The sequence below is a fragment of the Rhizobium sp. SEMIA 4085 genome, from assembly GCF_013004495.1.
In the GTDB taxonomy this organism is placed as follows: domain Bacteria; phylum Pseudomonadota; class Alphaproteobacteria; order Rhizobiales; family Rhizobiaceae; genus Rhizobium; species Rhizobium gallicum.
Genome location: NZ_JABEPH010000017.1, coordinates 1 through 16,713, shown reverse-complemented (window position 1 = coordinate 16,713; position 16,713 = coordinate 1). Strand labels below are relative to the sequence as shown.

Annotated in this window: 19 protein-coding genes and 2 pseudogenes; 7 read left to right on the top strand and 14 right to left on the bottom strand. The window is 60.4% G+C overall.

Annotated features, from left to right (window positions below; all coding sequences use genetic code 11):
* Positions 1-80 precede the first annotated feature (80 nt).
* Together cysK and C9413_RS03525 are read right to left on the bottom strand one after the other, a co-directional pair.
* On the bottom strand, positions 81-1,043 hold the full coding sequence (gene cysK, locus C9413_RS03530; protein WP_039843657.1) for a cysteine synthase A: 963 nt from the start codon (positions 1,041-1,043) through the stop codon (positions 81-83).
* A gap of 133 nt (positions 1,044-1,176) precedes the next feature.
* Positions 1,177-1,794 carry a LysE family translocator gene (locus tag C9413_RS03525; RefSeq protein WP_039843658.1) on the bottom strand — a complete coding sequence of 206 codons (618 nt, stop codon included), beginning with the start codon at positions 1,792-1,794 and terminating at the stop codon, positions 1,177-1,179.
* 102 nt (positions 1,795-1,896) lie between these two features.
* On the opposite strand from C9413_RS03525, the gene C9413_RS03520 reads away from it, so the two are divergent.
* Positions 1,897-2,457 (top strand): cysteine hydrolase family protein, encoded by a 561-nt coding sequence (locus C9413_RS03520; RefSeq protein ID WP_039843659.1) that lies wholly within the window; start codon positions 1,897-1,899, stop codon positions 2,455-2,457.
* Here the strand turns inward: C9413_RS03520 and C9413_RS03515 are convergent.
* Complete coding sequence (locus C9413_RS03515; protein WP_039843660.1) at positions 2,444-3,340, bottom strand: DMT family transporter; 897 nt, start codon at positions 3,338-3,340, stop codon at positions 2,444-2,446. The two genes, C9413_RS03520 and C9413_RS03515, sit on opposite strands and share 14 nt — an antisense overlap.
* Positions 3,341-3,429: 89 nt before the next feature.
* On the opposite strand from C9413_RS03515, the gene C9413_RS03510 reads away from it, so the two are divergent.
* Positions 3,430-3,912: an Lrp/AsnC family transcriptional regulator gene (locus C9413_RS03510; RefSeq protein ID WP_039843661.1), complete on the top strand. Its 483-nt coding sequence runs from the start codon at positions 3,430-3,432 to the stop codon at positions 3,910-3,912.
* A 25-nt stretch (positions 3,913-3,937) separates the two neighbouring features.
* On the opposite strand, the gene C9413_RS03505 is transcribed toward C9413_RS03510, so the two are convergent.
* Both C9413_RS03505 and dut read right to left on the bottom strand, forming a co-directional pair.
* Positions 3,938-4,837 carry a GNAT family N-acetyltransferase gene (locus tag C9413_RS03505; RefSeq protein ID WP_039843662.1) on the bottom strand — a complete coding sequence of 300 codons (900 nt, stop codon included), beginning with the start codon at positions 4,835-4,837 and terminating at the stop codon, positions 3,938-3,940.
* Positions 4,834-5,304 carry a dUTP diphosphatase gene (gene dut / locus C9413_RS03500; protein ID WP_039843663.1) on the bottom strand — a complete coding sequence of 157 codons (471 nt, stop codon included), beginning with the start codon at positions 5,302-5,304 and terminating at the stop codon, positions 4,834-4,836. Before dut ends, C9413_RS03505 begins: the two co-directional genes overlap by 4 nt.
* Before the next feature lie 90 nt (positions 5,305-5,394).
* On the opposite strand from dut, the gene C9413_RS03495 reads away from it, so the two are divergent.
* On the top strand, positions 5,395-6,978 hold the full coding sequence (locus tag C9413_RS03495; RefSeq protein ID WP_039843664.1) for a peptide chain release factor 3: 1,584 nt from the start codon (positions 5,395-5,397) through the stop codon (positions 6,976-6,978).
* 7 nt (positions 6,979-6,985) lie between these two features.
* Here the strand turns inward: C9413_RS03495 and C9413_RS03490 are convergent, their stop codons facing one another.
* Positions 6,986-7,372: a RidA family protein gene (locus C9413_RS03490; protein ID WP_039843665.1), complete on the bottom strand. Its 387-nt coding sequence runs from the start codon at positions 7,370-7,372 to the stop codon at positions 6,986-6,988.
* An 83-nt stretch (positions 7,373-7,455) separates the two neighbouring features.
* On the opposite strand from C9413_RS03490, the gene C9413_RS03485 reads away from it, so the two are divergent.
* The gene (locus C9413_RS03485; protein ID WP_039843666.1) at positions 7,456-7,983 is read left to right on the top strand and encodes an Lrp/AsnC family transcriptional regulator; all 528 of its coding nucleotides are present in this window, start codon (positions 7,456-7,458) and stop codon (positions 7,981-7,983) included.
* On the opposite strand, the gene C9413_RS03480 is transcribed toward C9413_RS03485, so the two are convergent.
* Positions 7,984-8,922: a threonine/serine dehydratase gene (locus tag C9413_RS03480; RefSeq protein ID WP_039843667.1), complete on the bottom strand. Its 939-nt coding sequence runs from the start codon at positions 8,920-8,922 to the stop codon at positions 7,984-7,986.
* Positions 8,923-8,972: 50 nt separating this feature from the next.
* Here C9413_RS03480 and C9413_RS03475 point away from each other — a divergent pair, with 50 nt between their 5' ends.
* The gene (locus C9413_RS03475) at positions 8,973-9,275 is read left to right on the top strand and encodes a helix-turn-helix domain-containing protein (protein ID WP_039843668.1); all 303 of its coding nucleotides are present in this window, start codon (positions 8,973-8,975) and stop codon (positions 9,273-9,275) included.
* Positions 9,276-9,284: 9 nt separating this feature from the next.
* Here the strand turns inward: C9413_RS03475 and C9413_RS03470 are convergent, their stop codons facing one another.
* Entirely contained in the window at positions 9,285-10,181 is an 897-nt protein-coding gene (locus C9413_RS03470; protein ID WP_039843669.1) for a LysR substrate-binding domain-containing protein, read from the bottom strand.
* 113 nt (positions 10,182-10,294) lie between these two features.
* On the opposite strand from C9413_RS03470, the gene C9413_RS03465 reads away from it, so the two are divergent.
* On the top strand, positions 10,295-11,002 hold the full coding sequence (locus C9413_RS03465) for a glutathione S-transferase family protein (protein ID WP_170250186.1): 708 nt from the start codon (positions 10,295-10,297) through the stop codon (positions 11,000-11,002).
* A gap of 25 nt (positions 11,003-11,027) precedes the next feature.
* On the opposite strand, the gene betC is transcribed toward C9413_RS03465, so the two are convergent.
* A complete protein-coding gene (gene betC / locus C9413_RS03460) occupies positions 11,028-12,542 on the bottom strand; it encodes a choline-sulfatase (RefSeq protein WP_039843671.1) in 1,515 nt (504 codons plus the stop codon).
* A 20-nt stretch (positions 12,543-12,562) separates the two neighbouring features.
* Positions 12,563-12,670: pseudogene (locus C9413_RS33030) on the bottom strand (glycine/betaine ABC transporter substrate-binding protein); the annotation flags it as partial.
* Between the two features lie 169 nt (positions 12,671-12,839).
* Between C9413_RS33030 and C9413_RS03455 the strand changes: the two are divergent.
* Complete coding sequence (locus tag C9413_RS03455) at positions 12,840-13,760, top strand: LysR family transcriptional regulator (RefSeq protein ID WP_039843673.1); 921 nt, start codon at positions 12,840-12,842, stop codon at positions 13,758-13,760.
* On the opposite strand, the gene otsA is transcribed toward C9413_RS03455, so the two are convergent.
* The 4 genes and pseudogenes from otsA to C9413_RS03435 form a co-directional block, all read right to left on the bottom strand.
* On the bottom strand, positions 13,741-15,114 hold the full coding sequence (gene otsA, locus C9413_RS03450) for an alpha,alpha-trehalose-phosphate synthase (UDP-forming) (protein WP_039843674.1): 1,374 nt from the start codon (positions 15,112-15,114) through the stop codon (positions 13,741-13,743). The genes C9413_RS03455 and otsA overlap by 20 nt on opposite strands.
* A 45-nt stretch (positions 15,115-15,159) precedes the next feature.
* Positions 15,160-15,957: a trehalose-phosphatase gene (gene otsB / locus C9413_RS03445; RefSeq protein WP_039843675.1), complete on the bottom strand. Its 798-nt coding sequence runs from the start codon at positions 15,955-15,957 to the stop codon at positions 15,160-15,162.
* Positions 15,958-15,994: 37 nt separating this feature from the next.
* Entirely contained in the window at positions 15,995-16,396 is a 402-nt protein-coding gene (locus C9413_RS03440; RefSeq protein ID WP_039843676.1) for a GFA family protein, read from the bottom strand.
* Positions 16,397-16,403: 7 nt separating this feature from the next.
* Positions 16,404-16,713 (bottom strand): annotated as a pseudogene (locus C9413_RS03435) (carboxypeptidase); the annotation flags it as partial.

Genomic DNA, 16,713 nt, shown 5'->3' with positions numbered 1-16,713 from the left:
TCCGATCTTATCGCCGGCGAACGGCGTCGGCCTGACGAAGGAAGGGGCGGCGCCGAAGCACCCCGATTTCAGCCGGAAGTTCAGTTTCCGAGACCCTCAAAGAGGGCAGTCGAAAGATAGCGCTCGGCGAAGGATGGGATGATGACGACGATGTTCTTGCCGTCATTTTCCTCGCGGCTGCCGATCTTGATTGCCGCCGCCAGTGCCGCGCCTGAGGAAATGCCGACCGGAACGCCTTCAAGCCTGGCGACAAGACGCGCCGTTTCCATCGCCTGCGCGCTGTTGATGGTGACGACTTCATCATAAATCTTCGTATCGAGGATCGCCGGGGCAAAACCGGCGCCGATGCCCTGGATCTTGTGCGGCCCCGGCTGGCCGCCGGAAAGAACCGGAGATTCCTCGGGCTCCACGGCGATTACCCTGATGCCCGGCTTCTTCGACTTCAGAACCTGGCCGGCACCGGTAATCGTGCCGCCGGTGCCGATGCCGGAAACGAGGATGTCGACGGCACCTTCCGTATCGTTCCAGATTTCCTCGGCCGTTGTCTTGCGGTGGATTTCCGGGTTTGCCGGATTCTCGAACTGTTGCGGGATGATGGCGTCGGGAAGCGTTGCGGCAAGTTCTTCCGCCTTGGCGATTGCGCCCTTCATCCCCCGCGGCCCCTCGGTCAATACGAGTTCGGCGCCGAGCAGCGCCAACATCTTGCGTCGCTCGACCGACATGGTTTCCGGCATGGTGAGAATCAGCTTGTAGCCCTTGGCGGCGGCGGCAAAAGCGAGCGCGATGCCGGTATTGCCGGAGGTCGGCTCGATGAGCGTCGTCCTGCCAGGGGAAATTTTGCCTTGCGCTTCGAGGCTCTCGATCATCGCGACGCCGATGCGGTCCTTGACGGAAGCAATCGGATTGAAGAATTCGAGCTTGGCGAGCAGGTTGGCCTTCACGCCCTTTTCCTTGGCCAGCTTATCGAGGCGGACGATCGGCGTATCGCCGATGGTTTCCGTGATCGACGAGTAGATGCGGCCGCGGCCCGGTTTTCTCGACATGGTGCGCTCCCTTCATGATTGTTGGGCGAGAGAATAGGGTCAAAGGCCCAAGCAGGCCAGAGGGGCTTGATCCACGGAAGGGTCGTCCGGGAGAAAAAATCCTTTGAAAACGGTGCTTTGCCGAATGATTTTTTCAGGCTGCGCGTGCAGCGATAAAGGCTGCGGTTCCGGCCAGGATGCTCGCCGCAACCCGGTTGACCGCTTGCAGCGCGCGCGGCTGTTTCAGCATCGTGCGGGCGCGCGACGCAAGCAGCATGTAAGGGATCAAAACCAAAAGCAGCACAACGAAGGTTGCGACTAAAAGTATGCCATATTCTCGAGGGCCGATGTGGTTGATGTCGATTAGTGTCGGCACGAGGGCGACGTAAAAGAGCATCGTCTTCGGGTTGCCGAGCGTCACCAGAAGGCCGGACAGGAAGGATATGCCGATGCTGCTTGATCTGCGCGCGGTAATATCCTGCGGCAAAAGACCTGCCGTCCAGAGCTTGTAGGCAATGTAGCAGAGGTAAAGCACGCCGGCGAATTTGATGAGGAGGAATATTCCGGTGAAGGTCTGCGCCACGAATGCAAGGCCGAGGATCACCGCCGTCAGGTACGTGATGTCGCCGAGAACAAGGCCGAGACCCATGAAGAAGGTCTCGCGAAAATTCGAGCCGAGCGCGCGGGCAACGATCGCGGTGATGCCGGGTCCGGGAATGATCGCAGCGATAAAAAGGGCGCCGCTATAGGCAAGCAGGGCTGCAACGGTCATCTTTGCTCTCCTCAGAGCTTCTCTTACTGATGCTACGGCCCGCTTTCAAGATGAAGTCACACGCTCGAATCAGATAGAAGTGCGCCGAAGGGGAGAAAGCCGATGACAACCGGACTGCTGCTGATCGATGTTCAGAATGCTATCTTGAAAGGCCTCGGAAGCACCAGGCGCCAGCCTTTGATCGACAAGACGCTGGACGAAACGGTGGCGCGTCTCGCAGAGGTTCTCCAAAGGGCCCGCGCGGTGAATGCACCGGTCGTCATCGTCCAGCATGACGGACACGCATCCCACCGTCTTGCGGAAGGCAGCGAAGGCTGGCAGTTGCGCGACGAGATTGCGCCTCAAGATCGCGAGGTCGTCGTTCACAAGCGCAGCTGCGACTCGTTCTTCGAAACCGATCTCCAAGCGCGCCTCAGGGAGAACGGCATCACCAGGCTGGTGGTCGGCGGCTGCATGACCCAGTTCTGCGTCGATACCACCGCGCGGCGCGCCGTTTCGCTCGGCTACGATGTGACGCTGATGTCCGATGGACATATGACGGCCGACATGGGCGAACTCCGCTTCGAACAGATCATTGCCCACCACAACGCCGTGCTCGACGAGTTCGATGCCGGCAGCCATGAAATCCGGCTTGCACAGGCAGCGGCGATCAATTTCGGATAGGTCGCAGCCAACGCCCGGGCGTCCAGCCGAGATTCATTCCCGCTGCCGCAACAAGGATGATTGCCGCACCGAGGATCTGCAATGGCTGCAGTGCGCGACCAAAAGCGAGGCCGTCCACCGCGATCGCAACGATCGGGTAAATGAAGGAAAGTGCGCCGGTGAGATGTGTCGGCAGCTTCTGGATTGCGCCGTAGAGCAGTACATACATCAGGCCGGTATGGACGACGCCCATCGCCACAAGAATGCACCACGATCCGGCCGTTGTAGGCAGGTCCGAAAAGTCGGTCACGGGCGCCAGCATGAGAATGCCGGTCGAAACCTGAATGAGTGCGATCAGGTGCGGCGGCGTGCCCTTCAGCCACTTTGCGGCAAGTGCCGCCAGCGCATAGAAGAAGGCCGCCCCAAGTGCCAGCGCAATACCCAGCCCGTAGCTGCCTGAAATGCCGCCGGCATCAGGTTTGGCTTCGATAATCGCCACCATGCCGGCAAAGGCGAGCGCCAGCCAAAAGAGTTTCGCCAAAGTGATCTTCTCGCCGAGGAATGCGGCGCCGAGCGCCAGAAGCATGAAGGGTTGGGTATTGTAGACGGTGGTCGCGATCGAGATCGATGCGTGCGAATAGGAGGCGAAAAGCAGCAGCCAGTTCGCCACGATGGCGATCCCGCCGAGCACGGCGATGCCAAAGGTTCTCGGCGAGAGAATGCCGGGCCTCAAGAATCCGAGGGCGCCGCAGATGACAAGAAGGCTCGCAGCCCCAAACAGGCAACGCCAGAAAACAACTCCGCTCACAGGCTGGCCGGACATGACGACGAACCAGCCGATCGTCCCCGAAATTACCATTGCCGCCGTCATCTCAACCGTGCCTTTGCCTATATCGTTCTGCATCGCGATCTCCTTTTGTGCTTTAGAGATTATTGTGTTTGGATGCCAATCTCTATAATCTGCAATGCGCGATAATCGAATTTCTCCTAATAATGAAAGGTAAACTCGTATTGACGGCTAACGAAGCATCTCGCCTGGACAGCATCGACCAGCGTCTCCTCGATGCGCTGGCGCAGAACGCGCGCATCTCGCTAAAAGAGCTGGCGCAGGTGGCCAACCTCTCCTCGCCAAGCGCGGCGGAACGGTTGCGAAGGCTGGAGGAGCGCGGCATCGTCACGGCCTTCACGATCGATATCGATCCGGCTGCGCTCGGCTATCCGCTACAGGCAATCGTCCGCGTCCGGCCGTTGCCGGGACAGTTGCATGTCGTCGAGCGCATCATCCAGGAGACACCGGAATTCATCGAATGCGACAAGGTAACCGGCGACGATTGCTTTATCGCCCGCCTCGTCGTCCGCTCGATGGGAGAACTCGACGGTATTCTGGACAAGGTGGCCGAAAGGGCTGAGACCAACACCTCGATGATCAAGGCTTCCCCCGTCAAACGGCGCCTGCCGCCGCTTTCGAGCCGCTGAATGGATGCCTCGCGAACCGTTCTGTCTAGAAGTCCGCCATCGGCGAGAGCATCGCCGGCGACGCGGGCGCGAGATCGGTCGTACTGCGGACCATGAAGGCCGTTCCGCTGTCGAAGGCGAGAGCCTCTCCGCGCCAGTCAAGCTTGTCCGGCGAAAAGAAGACGTCGACCTGTTCGGGCCCCTCGCCGAGCCTGCCGAGGATGACGGCAAGCGGCGGAATTTCCGTAGCGACGACGTCGAGCAGGCCGAAGCGGCCAGACTTCCCGGCTTTCCACGCGATGACGGCTTTCTCCGCGTCGAGCCAGCTCAAACGAACCTCGGGATCGAGTTGGGTATTTATGAGAAACATTGCCGCACTGCCCGAAACGGCCAGCACATCCGAAACCGGTGTCCGCGTCTTCAGCGCCTCCTGCAGCAAAGCGAGATCCGCCTTATTCAATGGATCGAGCTCTCGGGCAGGTTTTCCCGCGGAATATGGTTTCGGTGCTGCCCCGCAATAGCGGTGCATCGGCAGGCTGCGGAAGCCGTAAGGTTCGTAGAGCAAAGGCTTGTCGGTATAGAGCACGATAGCCTCGAACTGCCGACTCTCGCACCATTCAAGCGCCTTACACGTCACGTCGCGGTAAAGCCCGCGTCCGCGCCATGGCGGGCGAACGGCGCCGGATTGGAAGGCGGCCGCGTTGATCTGCCGGCCGTTGACGACGAGCGGCATGGCAAAGGCGGATAGATTGGCGGCAAGCGTGTTGCCGGCGGCAAACCAGCCGAAAGGCATGCTTGTCGGATCCGGGCCGCCGAGCTGCTGCAGCGGCCCGATATCGATGCCGAATGTATCGCCGAGGAGAGAGACGAGCGCTGCCCATGCTGCCCGATCGTCGAAATAGTCCTGACGAAAGGTCAGCCCGGCACTATCGAACGACTTGCTCAAACGCCGGTCGAGCCGAAGCCGCCGGCGCCGCGTGCCGTAGCGCTGCTTTCGGTGATCTCTGCAACGCGCACCTGAGTGACCGGCGCGATCACCATCTGCGCGATGCGCATGCCGCGCGTGATTTCGAACGCGGCATCGCCGAGATTGACGAGCAGCACCTTCACTTCGCCGCGATAGTCGCTGTCGATCGTGCCGGGAGTGTTGAGGCAGGTGATGCCGTGCTTGAAAGCGAGGCCGGAACGGGGCCGGACTTGCGCTTCGTAGCCATCCGGAATTTCGAAGATGAAGCCGGTCGGCACCAGCGCGCGCTTGCCGGGCGCGAGCGTCATCGGCTCGTTATCGGCAACGGCCGCCCGAAGGTCCATGCCCGCAGCACCGCTCGTCTCATAAGAGGGCAGGTCAAGACCTTCGCCATTGGGCAAACGGACAAGGTTGAGCTGCGGACGCATGTCGTTGTGAATGGTCATGCGACATTACTTTGCGCCGGGAGGCCCAAGGTCAATTGCATTGGCGGGCTTTAATCGCTAGATACGCCGCAATTCCACAGGATTCACATCATGGCCGAAAGTCTCGCCGAGGCGGTTTCTCGCCGCCGCACATTCGCTATTATCGCGCACCCGGATGCGGGCAAAACCACGCTCACCGAAAAGCTGCTTCTTTTCGGCGGCGCAATTCAGCTCGCCGGTGAAGTCAAGGCGAAGAAGGATCGCATCCAGACCCGGTCGGACTGGATGAAGATCGAGCGCGAGCGCGGCATCTCTGTGGTGACCTCCGTCATGACCTTCGAATATGACGACAACGTCTTCAACATTCTCGACACGCCCGGCCACGAAGACTTCGCGGACGATACCTATCGCACGCTGACAGCTGTCGACGCCGCCGTCATGGTGATCGACGCCGCCAAAGGCATCGAGCCGCGTACGCTGAAGCTCTTCGAAGTCTGCCGCATGCGCGATATCCCGATCATCACCTTCATCAACAAGATGGACCGCGAAAGCCGCGATCCGTTCGAGATCCTGGATGAGGTGGAGGAGAAACTGGCGCTCGACACCGCGCCGATTACCTGGCCAATCGGCCGCTCCAAAACTTTCTGTGGCTCATATCACCTGGCCACGAACACTGTGCGCGGTTCAGATACGGAAGTGGAAGCAACGCCGGTCAACGGACCTCAGAGCGTCGCTGATCGGTTGCCGGAAAACGAGCGGGTTGCCTTCATCGACGAGACGGAACTGGCGATGGAGGCTTGCCGTCCCTTCGACCGCAAGGCTTTCCTCGAGGGTCACATGACGCCGGTCTTCTTTGGCTCGGCGCTCCGCAATTACGGTGTCCGCGATCTCATCAACGCACTCGGTGAATTCGCCCCGCCGCCGCGCGACCAGGTAGCCGATACCCGCAAGGTGCATGCAAGCGAAGACAAGATGACGGCCTTCGTTTTCAAGATCCAGGCCAATATGGACCCCAACCACCGCGACCGCATTGCCTTCGCCCGCATCTGCTCCGGCAAGCTGGAACGCGGCATGAAGGCACGTCTTGCGCGCACGGGCAAGCAACTGGGTCTCACAGCGCCGCAGTTCTTCTTTGCCTCGCAAAGACAGCTCGCCGATACCGCCTATGCGGGCGACGTCGTCGGTATTCCGAACCACGGCACGCTGCGCATCGGCGATACGCTGACGGAAGGCGAAGCGCTGGTGTTCCAGGGCGTGCCTAACTTCTCGCCGGAAATTCTCCGTCGTGTCCGTCTTGAAGACGCGATGAAGGCGAAGAAGCTGAAGGAGGCCCTGCAGCAGATGGCCGAAGAAGGGGTCGTCCAGCTCTTTTCGCCGGAAGACGGTTCGCCGGCGATCGTCGGCGTTGTCGGTGCCCTGCAGCTCGATGTGTTGAAGGAGCGCCTGCAGGCGGAGTACGGCCTGCCGGTCTCTTTCGAAATGTCGCGCTTCTCCGTCTGCCGCTGGGTATCGGCCGAGCAGCCGGCGGAACTCGAAAAGTTCTTGACGGTCAAACGCGGGGATATCGCCCGCGATCTCGACGGCGACCCGGTGTTCCTGGCGCAGGACAGCTTCTCGCTGCGCTACGAGGCGGAGCGCTATCCGGCAATCAAGATGGTCGCAATCAAGGAGTATCACGTCGCCAAAGCGGCGTGATTTCCAATTACGCGGCGGCGATAATCTCGATTTCGACCAGCCAGTCCTCCCGCAGCGTTTCGACGACGATGGCTGTTGTCGGCACCCGACGCGCTCCGAGCGCCGCCACCCGCGCATTCTGGTTTGCCTCGGCAAAGGATGCATCGCGCAGATAGCTGGTCAGCCGCACGATGTTGTCTGCGGTCATTTGTGCCTCTGCCAAAATTCGCCTGAGGTTCGACCAGATCAGTTGGAGTTGGGAGTCTAGATCGACGCCGGCTGCACCAGCCTCATCAAGGCCCATCGTTCCGCTAACGAAGACAAGACGGTCAGGCTGGCGCACCTCCATGGCATGCACGTAGTCTGACGTGGCGGCGTAGATGCCGTCGTGGGGATTGCGCACGATCATTTCCATTTTCTGCTCCTGTGTAATTACATATGGCTTTGCAGCAATTTTGCCGAATAAAGTTCGGCCGGAAAATGCAGGAGTAGGAAGGGATGGAAAATACAGACGGCATTCGGCAAAAGCGGCGGGAAGGCGCCTGCCTCGATCCGTTCGACCGAAAGATATTAGCAGCTCTCGCCGCCGATGCGGGTCAGAGCTACGCCGTGCTGGGAGAAAAGGTAGGGCTTTCTCCGCCGGCGGTGCACGAACGGGTCAAGCGGCTGAAGCGGTCCGGTGTCATTCGGGATGTGGTCGCCCGGCTTGATGGCACAGCAGTCGGCAAGCCGCTGTTGGCCTTCGTGCATGTGGAGGCGGCGGGTTGGGGAAAGAGCGAACGGCTGCTGCAGATCAGCCGGTTTCCGGAGGTGGAGGAGATGCACTCGGTCGCCGGGGATACCAGCATGATCCTCAAGGTGCGGTTGGAAAATCCGCAAGCGCTCGAATTTCTCCTCGGCCAGATTCATTCCGTCCCGGGCGTCAGCGGCACGCGCAGCTACGTAGCGCTTTCCACGTATCTCGAGCGGCCGGTACAGGCGCAAGTCACGGCCGGGTGGCCCTCTGTGCCGTTGCCGCCGGAATAGTCAGTCGAATTTCACGGCCCCCGTGTTGGCGCCGCAGACCAAGACACAGACGCGTTCATTGCGTACCGGAACATATTTGCCGGAAAGCACCGCTGCGAATGCCGCCGCACCTCCGGGCTCGGCAACGACCCTCGCCCCTTCCCATAGGGCTTTCTGAGCAGCAAGGATTTCGTCGTCCGTTACCAGCACCGGCGGCTGCACGAATTGCTGCGCGAGAGGAAACATCAGTTCACCAACCCGTTTCGGGGCGAGCGAATCTGCCGCAATGCCACCTGCCGGAGCATCCACTGGTTTACCCGCCCTGAAGGCCTCGTAGAGGGTGGGCGCTCCATCGGATTCCACGGCGACGATCTTCACCCGGCCGCGAAACCAGGCGGCGATGCCGCCGACCAATCCGCCGCCGCCGACTGCGACCAGCAATGTGGTGATGTCCGGTATGTCCTCCTCGATTTCCTTGCCGAGCGTTCCTTGACCGAGCAGCGTCTCCGCCTGGTCATAGGCATGTATGGCAAGCGCGCCGCTTGCCTGCTCATGGGTCTCGCTCGCCGCGAGCGCATCGGCGTAACGCTCGCCGCCGATGACCAGATTGGCGCCGTAGGCGCGGATTTTCTCCGCCTTGGCAGGCGAGGTAACGCTCGGCACGAAGATGGTGGCCGGCACGCCAAGCCGCGATGCGGCATAGGCAACGGCTGCGCCGTGGTTGCCGCCGGAGGCTGCCACGATGCCGGCTGTGGGCACCTGCCGCGTAAGGAGGTGGGAAAAGGCGCCGCGTGCCTTGAAGGAGCCGGAATGTTGCAGGTATTCGAGCTTGAGATCGACCTTGAGCGGCGCTCCGCCGAAATCCTCGATGTCGACGCACATCACGGGTGTGCGACGGATATGGGGGCGGATCAGCCCTTCGATTTCGGCAATGCGTTCGGCAGAAAGGGCGATCGGCATGCAGGCTCTCCACGGATTGACAATATTTCGTTACTTGGCAAAATGACGAAATGCAAGATGTTGATATTCTGAAAGCCCTCGCCAATGAACGACGCTTCGTCATTCTCGAATGGTTGAAAGAGCCGCGGGAGCATTTCTTGCCTCAGGTGGATGGCGACCTGGAAGACGACGGTGTCTGCGCCGTGCTCATCGCCGAAAAGCTGGGCATAACTCCGGCAACGCTTAGCGAACATATGCGTATATTGGTGCAGGCGGAGCTGGTACACGCAAAACGTATAAAGCAATGGATCTTCTACCGGCGCAATGAAGACCGCATCGCGGCGCTGAAGCAGGGGCTTTTCGCACGCATATGATCGGTGGGGTCACTCCTGACCCAGCCGCTCGCTTATGAACTCCACCACGGCGCGCACTGATGGCAGTTGACCGCGTCGATGCGGGAGGAGAGCCGTTGTCGTGATATTGCCCGCCGTCCATTCTGGCAGGATACGGATCAATCGCCCTTGCCCTATGGCCTCTCGGCAGACGGAAGTCGGAAGAATGGTGATTCCCATTCCCGCCGCCGCGGCTCTTAGCAGGACGAAAGGTTCGTCGGCCGCCATCACCGGCGGTGGCTTGACCAGCGTTTCGTCTCCTGTGGCGGAAAAAAGCCGCCAGGCCGTCTCGGTGAGGCTGGGCATGACGGCAGCATGCGCCACGAGATCCTCCGGCCCTTGTGGAGCTCCGTGCCTGTCGACATAGGATGGCGCGGCGACCAGCAGAAATTCATGCTCTGCCAATTTACGCTGCACGAGGCTTGAATCGGCAAGCGGCAGCTGATGGCTGCGTACTGCGATATCGAAGCCCTCTTGTACGATATCGACGAAGCGATCGGTGACATGCAGAAAGACTTTAAGCTTCGGATATCGGAGCGCCAGGTCCGGCAGATGCTCGGCCAGCATGAACTGCGAGGTCGGCACCGAGGCCGTGATGCGCACGGTGCCGCTCGGCTCGGCGAGACGCGACCGGACAATGCTCTCCGCCATCTCCGCTTCGATGACGGACGCCTGCGCGTGCTCGAAGAAGTCGCGTCCCAAATCCGTAAGGGAAAAGCTGCGCGAGGTGCGCTGGATCAGTCGCGCGCCCAGCTTCGCCTCCAGTTCCGCAACCCGCTTGCTCACCGTCGATTTGGGAACGCCGAGGCGCCGTCCAGCAGCGGTGAAGCTGCCGCCTTCGACTGCGTGAACGAAAAGGTTGAGGTCGTTGAGGTTAAAGGAGCGCAATTCAATCTTCCAGATTTATAGACTTTGATGTGCATTTTGAGCAGCTGTTCGGCAATCGTCCACAAAACGATATTCTTGTCGTGAAATCAGTTCAATCCCGAAAGGAACGACGAATGTCTCCGATTTTGTTTTACGGCGTGCCGGAAGGCTGCTCTCTTGCCTCCATTGTCGCACTCGAATGGTCAGGCGAGCCCTATCATCTGTGCCGCATCGAGATGCCGGAGGTCGTCTCGAGCGAAGACTATGGGCGGATCAACGCGATCGGCGAAACACCTTCGCTCATGCTTGGCGATGGCCGTGTCATCAGCGAGAGCATGGCAATCCTCAACCACATCGCTTCCGGCCACATCCGCAAGGGTCTCGGCTTTCAACAGGGCAGCGCCGAGTTTGATAGGTTGAACCAGATGCTCGCCTATCTCAATACCAGCTTTTTCAACGCCTTCAGCCCGCTCTGGTACACGATCGAGCATGAGCTGGAGCCGGATGCCAGGAAGGCGCTGACCGCTTATGGCGTTGCCAAGGTCGAGAAGGTCCATAGGGAACTCGAGCAACTTCTTGCCGGCCGCAAGTGGCTGCTTGGCAAAGCACCCAGCCTTGCTGATGCCTATTTCGCCGGCATCGCCCGTTGGAACGATTTCCACACTGTCGTGGATCGCAAGCATTTCCCGGCACTGAACAGCCTCTATGAGAGGCTGCAGGAAAATCAAGCCGTGCGCTTTGCCCTGGCGATCGAACACGAAGAACCGGCTGAAAGCACAGGTGGCTTTCGTGGCCATGTCACGCTGGAAGACGCGATAGGCTATCTGAAGCACGCAGCCTGATTTCCTGCAAAATTATCCGCGCGGGTCATTCCCCGCGCGGATATCGCTGGTTCTCTTCCAGAACGTTAAGGTCCATGTGGTTGCGCATATAGCGCTCCGAGGCCTTCTGCAGCGGCTGGTAGTCCCAGGGATAATAGGCGCCATTGCGCAGCGCTGCATAAACGACCCAGCGGCGTGCCTGGCTTTCGCGCACGGATTGGTCGTATTGTGCGAGGTTCCAGCGTCTATTTGCCTGTTCGGTCAATGCCTTGAGCGTCGCGGTATGGGCCGGGTCGGTAGCGAGGTTCTTGAGCTCGTGCGGATCGGCATCGAGGTCGAAGAGCATCGGCGGGTCTTTTTCGCAGAGCGACAGCTTGTAGCGCCTGTCGCGCAGGCACACGAGCGGCGCGATCGACCCTTCCGCAGCATATTCCATCGGCACCGGGCCACGACTGCCGGTGCCCATGGCGAGGGGGGCCAGATCCTCGCCGTCGGTCCATTTCTCGAGCGAGCTTATGTCGAGACCGGCAAGTCCGGCCAGCGTTGGCGTCACGTCCAGCGTTGAAACCGGCTGATCTATTCGTGTTGCCTTCCAGCCGGGTGCGGCAATCATCAGCGGTACCCGCGCCGAACCGTCGAAGAAGCACATCTTGAACCACAGCCCGCGTTCGCCGAGCATGTCGCCGTGGTCGGAGACAAACAGGATGATGGTGTTTTGCGCCATCCGTCCGCGCTCGAGCACGTCGAGGATCTCGCCGATTTTCTCGTCCACATAAGAGATGCTGGCGAAGTAGCCCCTTCGCGCGCGGCGGATGTGTTCGGGCGTAATGTCGAAAGCCTTGTAGTCGCAAGCCTCGAGCAGGCGCTGCGAATGCGGATCGAGCTCATCGAACGGGATTGGTCCGACCGTAGGGTCGAGCGCCGGGCAGTCTTCGTAGAGATCAAAGAATTTCCGCCGTGCCACGTAAGGGTCGTGCGGGTGCGTGAAGCTGACGGTCAGACACCATGGACGCTCGTCCTGCCGGCGCGAAAGATCGTAGAGTTTGCGGGTCGCGTGGTAGGCGACCTCGTCGTCATATTCCATTTGGTTGGTGATTTCGGCGGCGCCGGCGCCGGTGACCGAACCAAGGTTGTGATACCACCAGTCGATGCGCTCGCCGGGTTTCGTATAGTCGGGCGTCCAGCCGAAATCGGCGGGATAGATATCGGTCGTCAGCCGCTCTTCGAAGCCGTGAAGTTGATCTGGCCCGACGAAATGCATCTTGCCGCAAAGCGCTGTCTGATATCCGGTGGCCCGCAGATGGTGCGCGTAAGTCGGGATGTCGGAGGCAAATTCCGCGGCATTGTCATAGACGCGTGTCCGGCTGGGGAGCTGGCCCGACATGAAGGAGGCTCGCGCCGGAGCGCAGAGCGGGCTTGCCGTATAGGTGTTGGCAAAACGCACGGAACGCTCCGCCAATGCCTTCAGATGCGGCGCGTGAAGAAATTCGGCCGGTCCGTCCGGAAACAGCGTTCCGTTGAACTGGTCGACCATGAGGATGAGGATATTCGGGCGCGCCATGTGTCGTTTGTTCCTGGATATTAGAGGCCGAGCGAGCTTTTCGCCGTATCGGCAGCAGGCTTCCCGTCGAGCGTGGTGAGGCCGGAGAGCCACGGATCGATGGCCTTTGGATTTGCCTTTTGCCATGCAGCTTGAAGCGGCACCGCAGGGGAGGAAGAAGAGGAAGCTGGCAGAGAACCGGTTCGTGGGCGAATTCTTTCCATTGCAGTTCCCTTGTTATTCGAGCAATTTATTGAACATCAGGTTAGTTCCCCTTGTGAAGCAGGCTTTTTTCAATGGGTGATCAAAGGATTTCTTATGGCAGAGCGACCAATTGACCTTGGATGGGTTCGCGTCTTTGCCGCGGTGGGGAAAATGGGCAGTCTCTCGTCTGCGGCCGGAACTCTCGGCCTGACCCAGCCTGCTGTCAGCTATCAGATCCGCCGCCTGGAAGAGCACATGGGCGTCAGCCTGCTTCAGCGGCAGCACCGCGGTGTCGAATTGACGTCGGAAGGCCGCAGGCTTTTCGACGTCACCTCTCGTACGGTTGACGATATCGACATGTTGGTGCGCAGTTTTCGCAGCCAATCCGAACGTCCGGCGATCAGGCTGAGGACGGATTACGCCTTCTCATCGCTCTGGCTGATCCCACGTATGCATACCTTCCGCCTCCTTTATCCCGAAATGGATATCCAGATCGTCGCGACGCAGCGCATGGAGCACGGCCCTCCGGATGGCGACATTGCCGTCGTCTTCGGAACGCGGGACGACTTCGGCAGCAACGCGACGCTCCTTCTGCCGGAAAAGGTCGTCCCGATTTGCACCCAAGGTTTTCTGGATCGAAACGGCCCCTTCTTCGATCCGTTCGAGATTGCCAGGGCGCGTCTTCTGCATCTCGATACGCGCGCACCCTCGCCGTGGTTCGATTGGAAGAGCTACCTCGCCGAGCTCGGCATCAATCGTGATGCGGCCGTAGGGCAGGGCGAGCTCAGTTTCAACACATATTCGCTTGTCGTGCAGGCGGCGATCGGCGAGCAGGGGCTGGCGATCGGCTGGATGGGTCTGGTGGATTCGCTGCTTGCGTCACGTATGCTGGTTACAGCCGGACCGATGTTGGAGGCCACGGACCGTGGCTACTGGCTTGTGCCGCCCAAAGCGCAGAGCGCGGAGACCGATCGGCTTGCCGCCTGGCTGATCTCCGAGGCCGGCATAGACGCGCTCAAGGAGCAAGATCTTTGAGGAAATCCCGGCACCAGCGCGAAACATCGTGTTCGAGCAAATGGTCCATCATCATCTGCCAGCGCTCCTTCCGCTCTTCCAGCGGCATGCTGAGCGCCCTCGCCATCGCGTTTGCCGTACCCTCGATGTCGTAGGGGTTGACCAGCAGGGAGCCTTTGAGCTCGCGGGCAGCACCGGCAAAGCGCGAAAGCACGAGCACGCCCGGATCGTCCGGGTTTTGTGCGGCCACATATTCCTTGGCGACAAGGTTCATCCCGTCCCGCAGCGGCGTCACCAAGCCGACTTTGCCGAGCCGGTAGAGCCCCGCGAGAATGTGGCGTCCCACGGAGCGGTTGATATAGCGTATCGGCACCCAATCGACGGCGCTAAGAGCGCCATTCACCCTGCCGGCTTGCTCGGCCACGGTGCGTTGCATGGCTTCGTATTCAGGCACTTCGGAGCGGGACTTCGGAGTGATCTGCAGATAGGTGACACGCCCTTGCTGTGCCGGGTTGGCCAGGATGAAGCGCTCGAAAGCGTCGATGCGCTGCGTGATTCCCTTGGAATAATCTAGGCGGTCGACGCCGATGATCAGGCTGCGGCCTTCGATGCTTAGGCGCGCTTTTTTGACCATGCTGTTGGTCGCGGCCCTTTGGGCGAATTCGGCAAAGGCTGCAGTCTCGATGCTGATCGCATAGGCGCCGCCCTTGAAAGTCCGTCCGTGGGAGCTGTAGCGGCCTTCGCCGAGTTCGTCGCCGATGCCTTCACGTCTGAGACAGCCGGCGAAATTCTCAAGGTCGTGATCCGTCTGAAAACCGACAACATCGTAGTGCGAGAGGCCGCGCATGATCTGCTCGTGAACCGGCATTGTGAAGAGCACGTCCGCAGGCGGCCATGGAATATGGAGGAAGAAGCCGATGCGGTTCTTCAGGCCCATTTGACGCAGTTCCGCGGCGAGCGGGATCAGGTGGTAGTCGTGCACCCAGATGAGGTCATCGGGTTCGATCAGGGGTGCCAGCCGATGGGCGAAAAAACGGTTGACGCGGAAATAGCCGGCCATCTCCTTGCGGCCGTATTCCGCGAGATCCAGACGGTAGTGGCAGATCGGCCAGAGAACGCGGTTGGCAAAGCCGTGATAGTATTCTTCGACATCTGTATCGGTCAGATCCGTCAGTGCATAGGTGATGTTGCCTTGCTCCAGCCGTGCAAGCGGCTGCGGCTCATGCTCGCCGCTCGACTTTCCCGACCAGCCCATCCAAATGCCGCCGCGCTCTTCAAGGGCTGCCTTCAGGGCGACCGCCAGCCCGCCGGCGGGCGCAATGCCGCCCTTGTCGGGAACGGGCACGCGATTGGAAACAATGACGAGACGGCTCATGCCAGTTCCTTCCATGCAATGAAATACGTCGGGGCGCTCAAATCATCACGAGGCCAATGTCTCAATGATGCCGCGCAGGGCTTCGGCAGAGGGGATGGAGCCGCGCGCTTCGCTCGCAGGCGAAAGCGGCCCGACGCGGATCGAATGGCCGCCAAGCCGGTTGACCGTGCGAAACATCGCTTCGTCGGTCACGTCGTCCCCGATGGCAATGGCGCGTCTGCCGGCAAAGACCGGATGTGCGAGAAAGGCTTCGACCGCGTTGCCCTTGTCGGCGCTGGCCGGACGGATTTCGATCACCATCTTGCCGTGCTGGATCGTCCAGTTCGGTCCGGCTCGACGAAGCGCCTGTTCCATCAATGGTTCGAGTTCGAGCTCCCTGTCCGGCGCAAGCCGATAATGTGCGGCGACCGCCGCTCCCTTATCCTCGATCAGAACCCCCGCCCAACCGGCAGTCTCCGCGATGAGATCCGCCTTCAGCGTCTCGAATTGCGCTGTTACTTCGGCTTTGCGCACGCTTCCGTCCGGGTCGCGCCGCTCGGCACCGTGAAGTCCGGCGATCGGAAAGTGGAACGGCGAAAAAAGCTGGTCGGCATAGTCGAGCCCCCGGCCGGTCACGAGGGCCAGAGCACCTGCGAGCCTTGTCGCCAATGCATCGAGATTTGCAGGCAGCGACGGTGGAACGACGATGTCGTCCGGCGTATCGGCTAACTCGAGCAGGGTCCCGTCGATATCCATGAAAAGAGCCCATTTTTCCGGCTCGGCGGAGAGAACAGCGAGAATAGAGTCTTCCCCTGAAACCGCATCCGGTTTCGAGGCGCTGAGAGACTGCTTCTGGTATGACATGAGGCTCTATCTATGTCAGGCCCCGCTTCAGGCAACCCTAACTTTCCGTTTCGAAGCGCGGCAGGGCTTCGATATTGCCGGTCCAGGGCAGCGCAGAGCTGCACCAGATCTGCTTGCGCGGCGACAGCTCGGCCCGCTCATTGATGGTGCCGACGCGGATGCCGACGAAGGCGTTGTCCTGTCCGATGCGATAGAGATGCGAGCCGCAATCCGGGCAGAAGAATTGCCGGCTGATTGCTCCGCTTTCGCCATGCTTGACATAGGTTTTCGGCGTACCGCGGAGAAGCCGGAAATCCTCCTGTCGCGCAACCGTGCTGACGCGATAGGCCGTCCCCGTCAGCCGCTGGCAATCCGTGCAATGACAGATGCTGACGCGCTGCGGATCGATCTCGGCCTCATAGGCAATCGCGCCGCAATGGCATCCCCCGGAAACGTGCATCGGCTCCTCATTCGGCGATCTGCGCCGCCGGATGCTGGCCATAGAAGGCCTTGGCATCAGCGGTGAAAGCGGCCCGCGCCTGCGCATTTGTGTAGAACATATGGCCGCCGCGATAGACGTCCAGGGTTACACGGCCTTGGGTGAGGCTTTCAGGCAGATGGTCCACGACATAGCGGCTGACCCCATAGGGCGTGACGATATCGCTATATCCATGTGCGATCAGCAAATGAAAGCTTGGATTGGAACCCAGTAGCTCGCGGATGTCGTCCGTAATGCTCGCCTGCAGCCGGTATCCGCTGCCGTGTCCACCGCCCCAA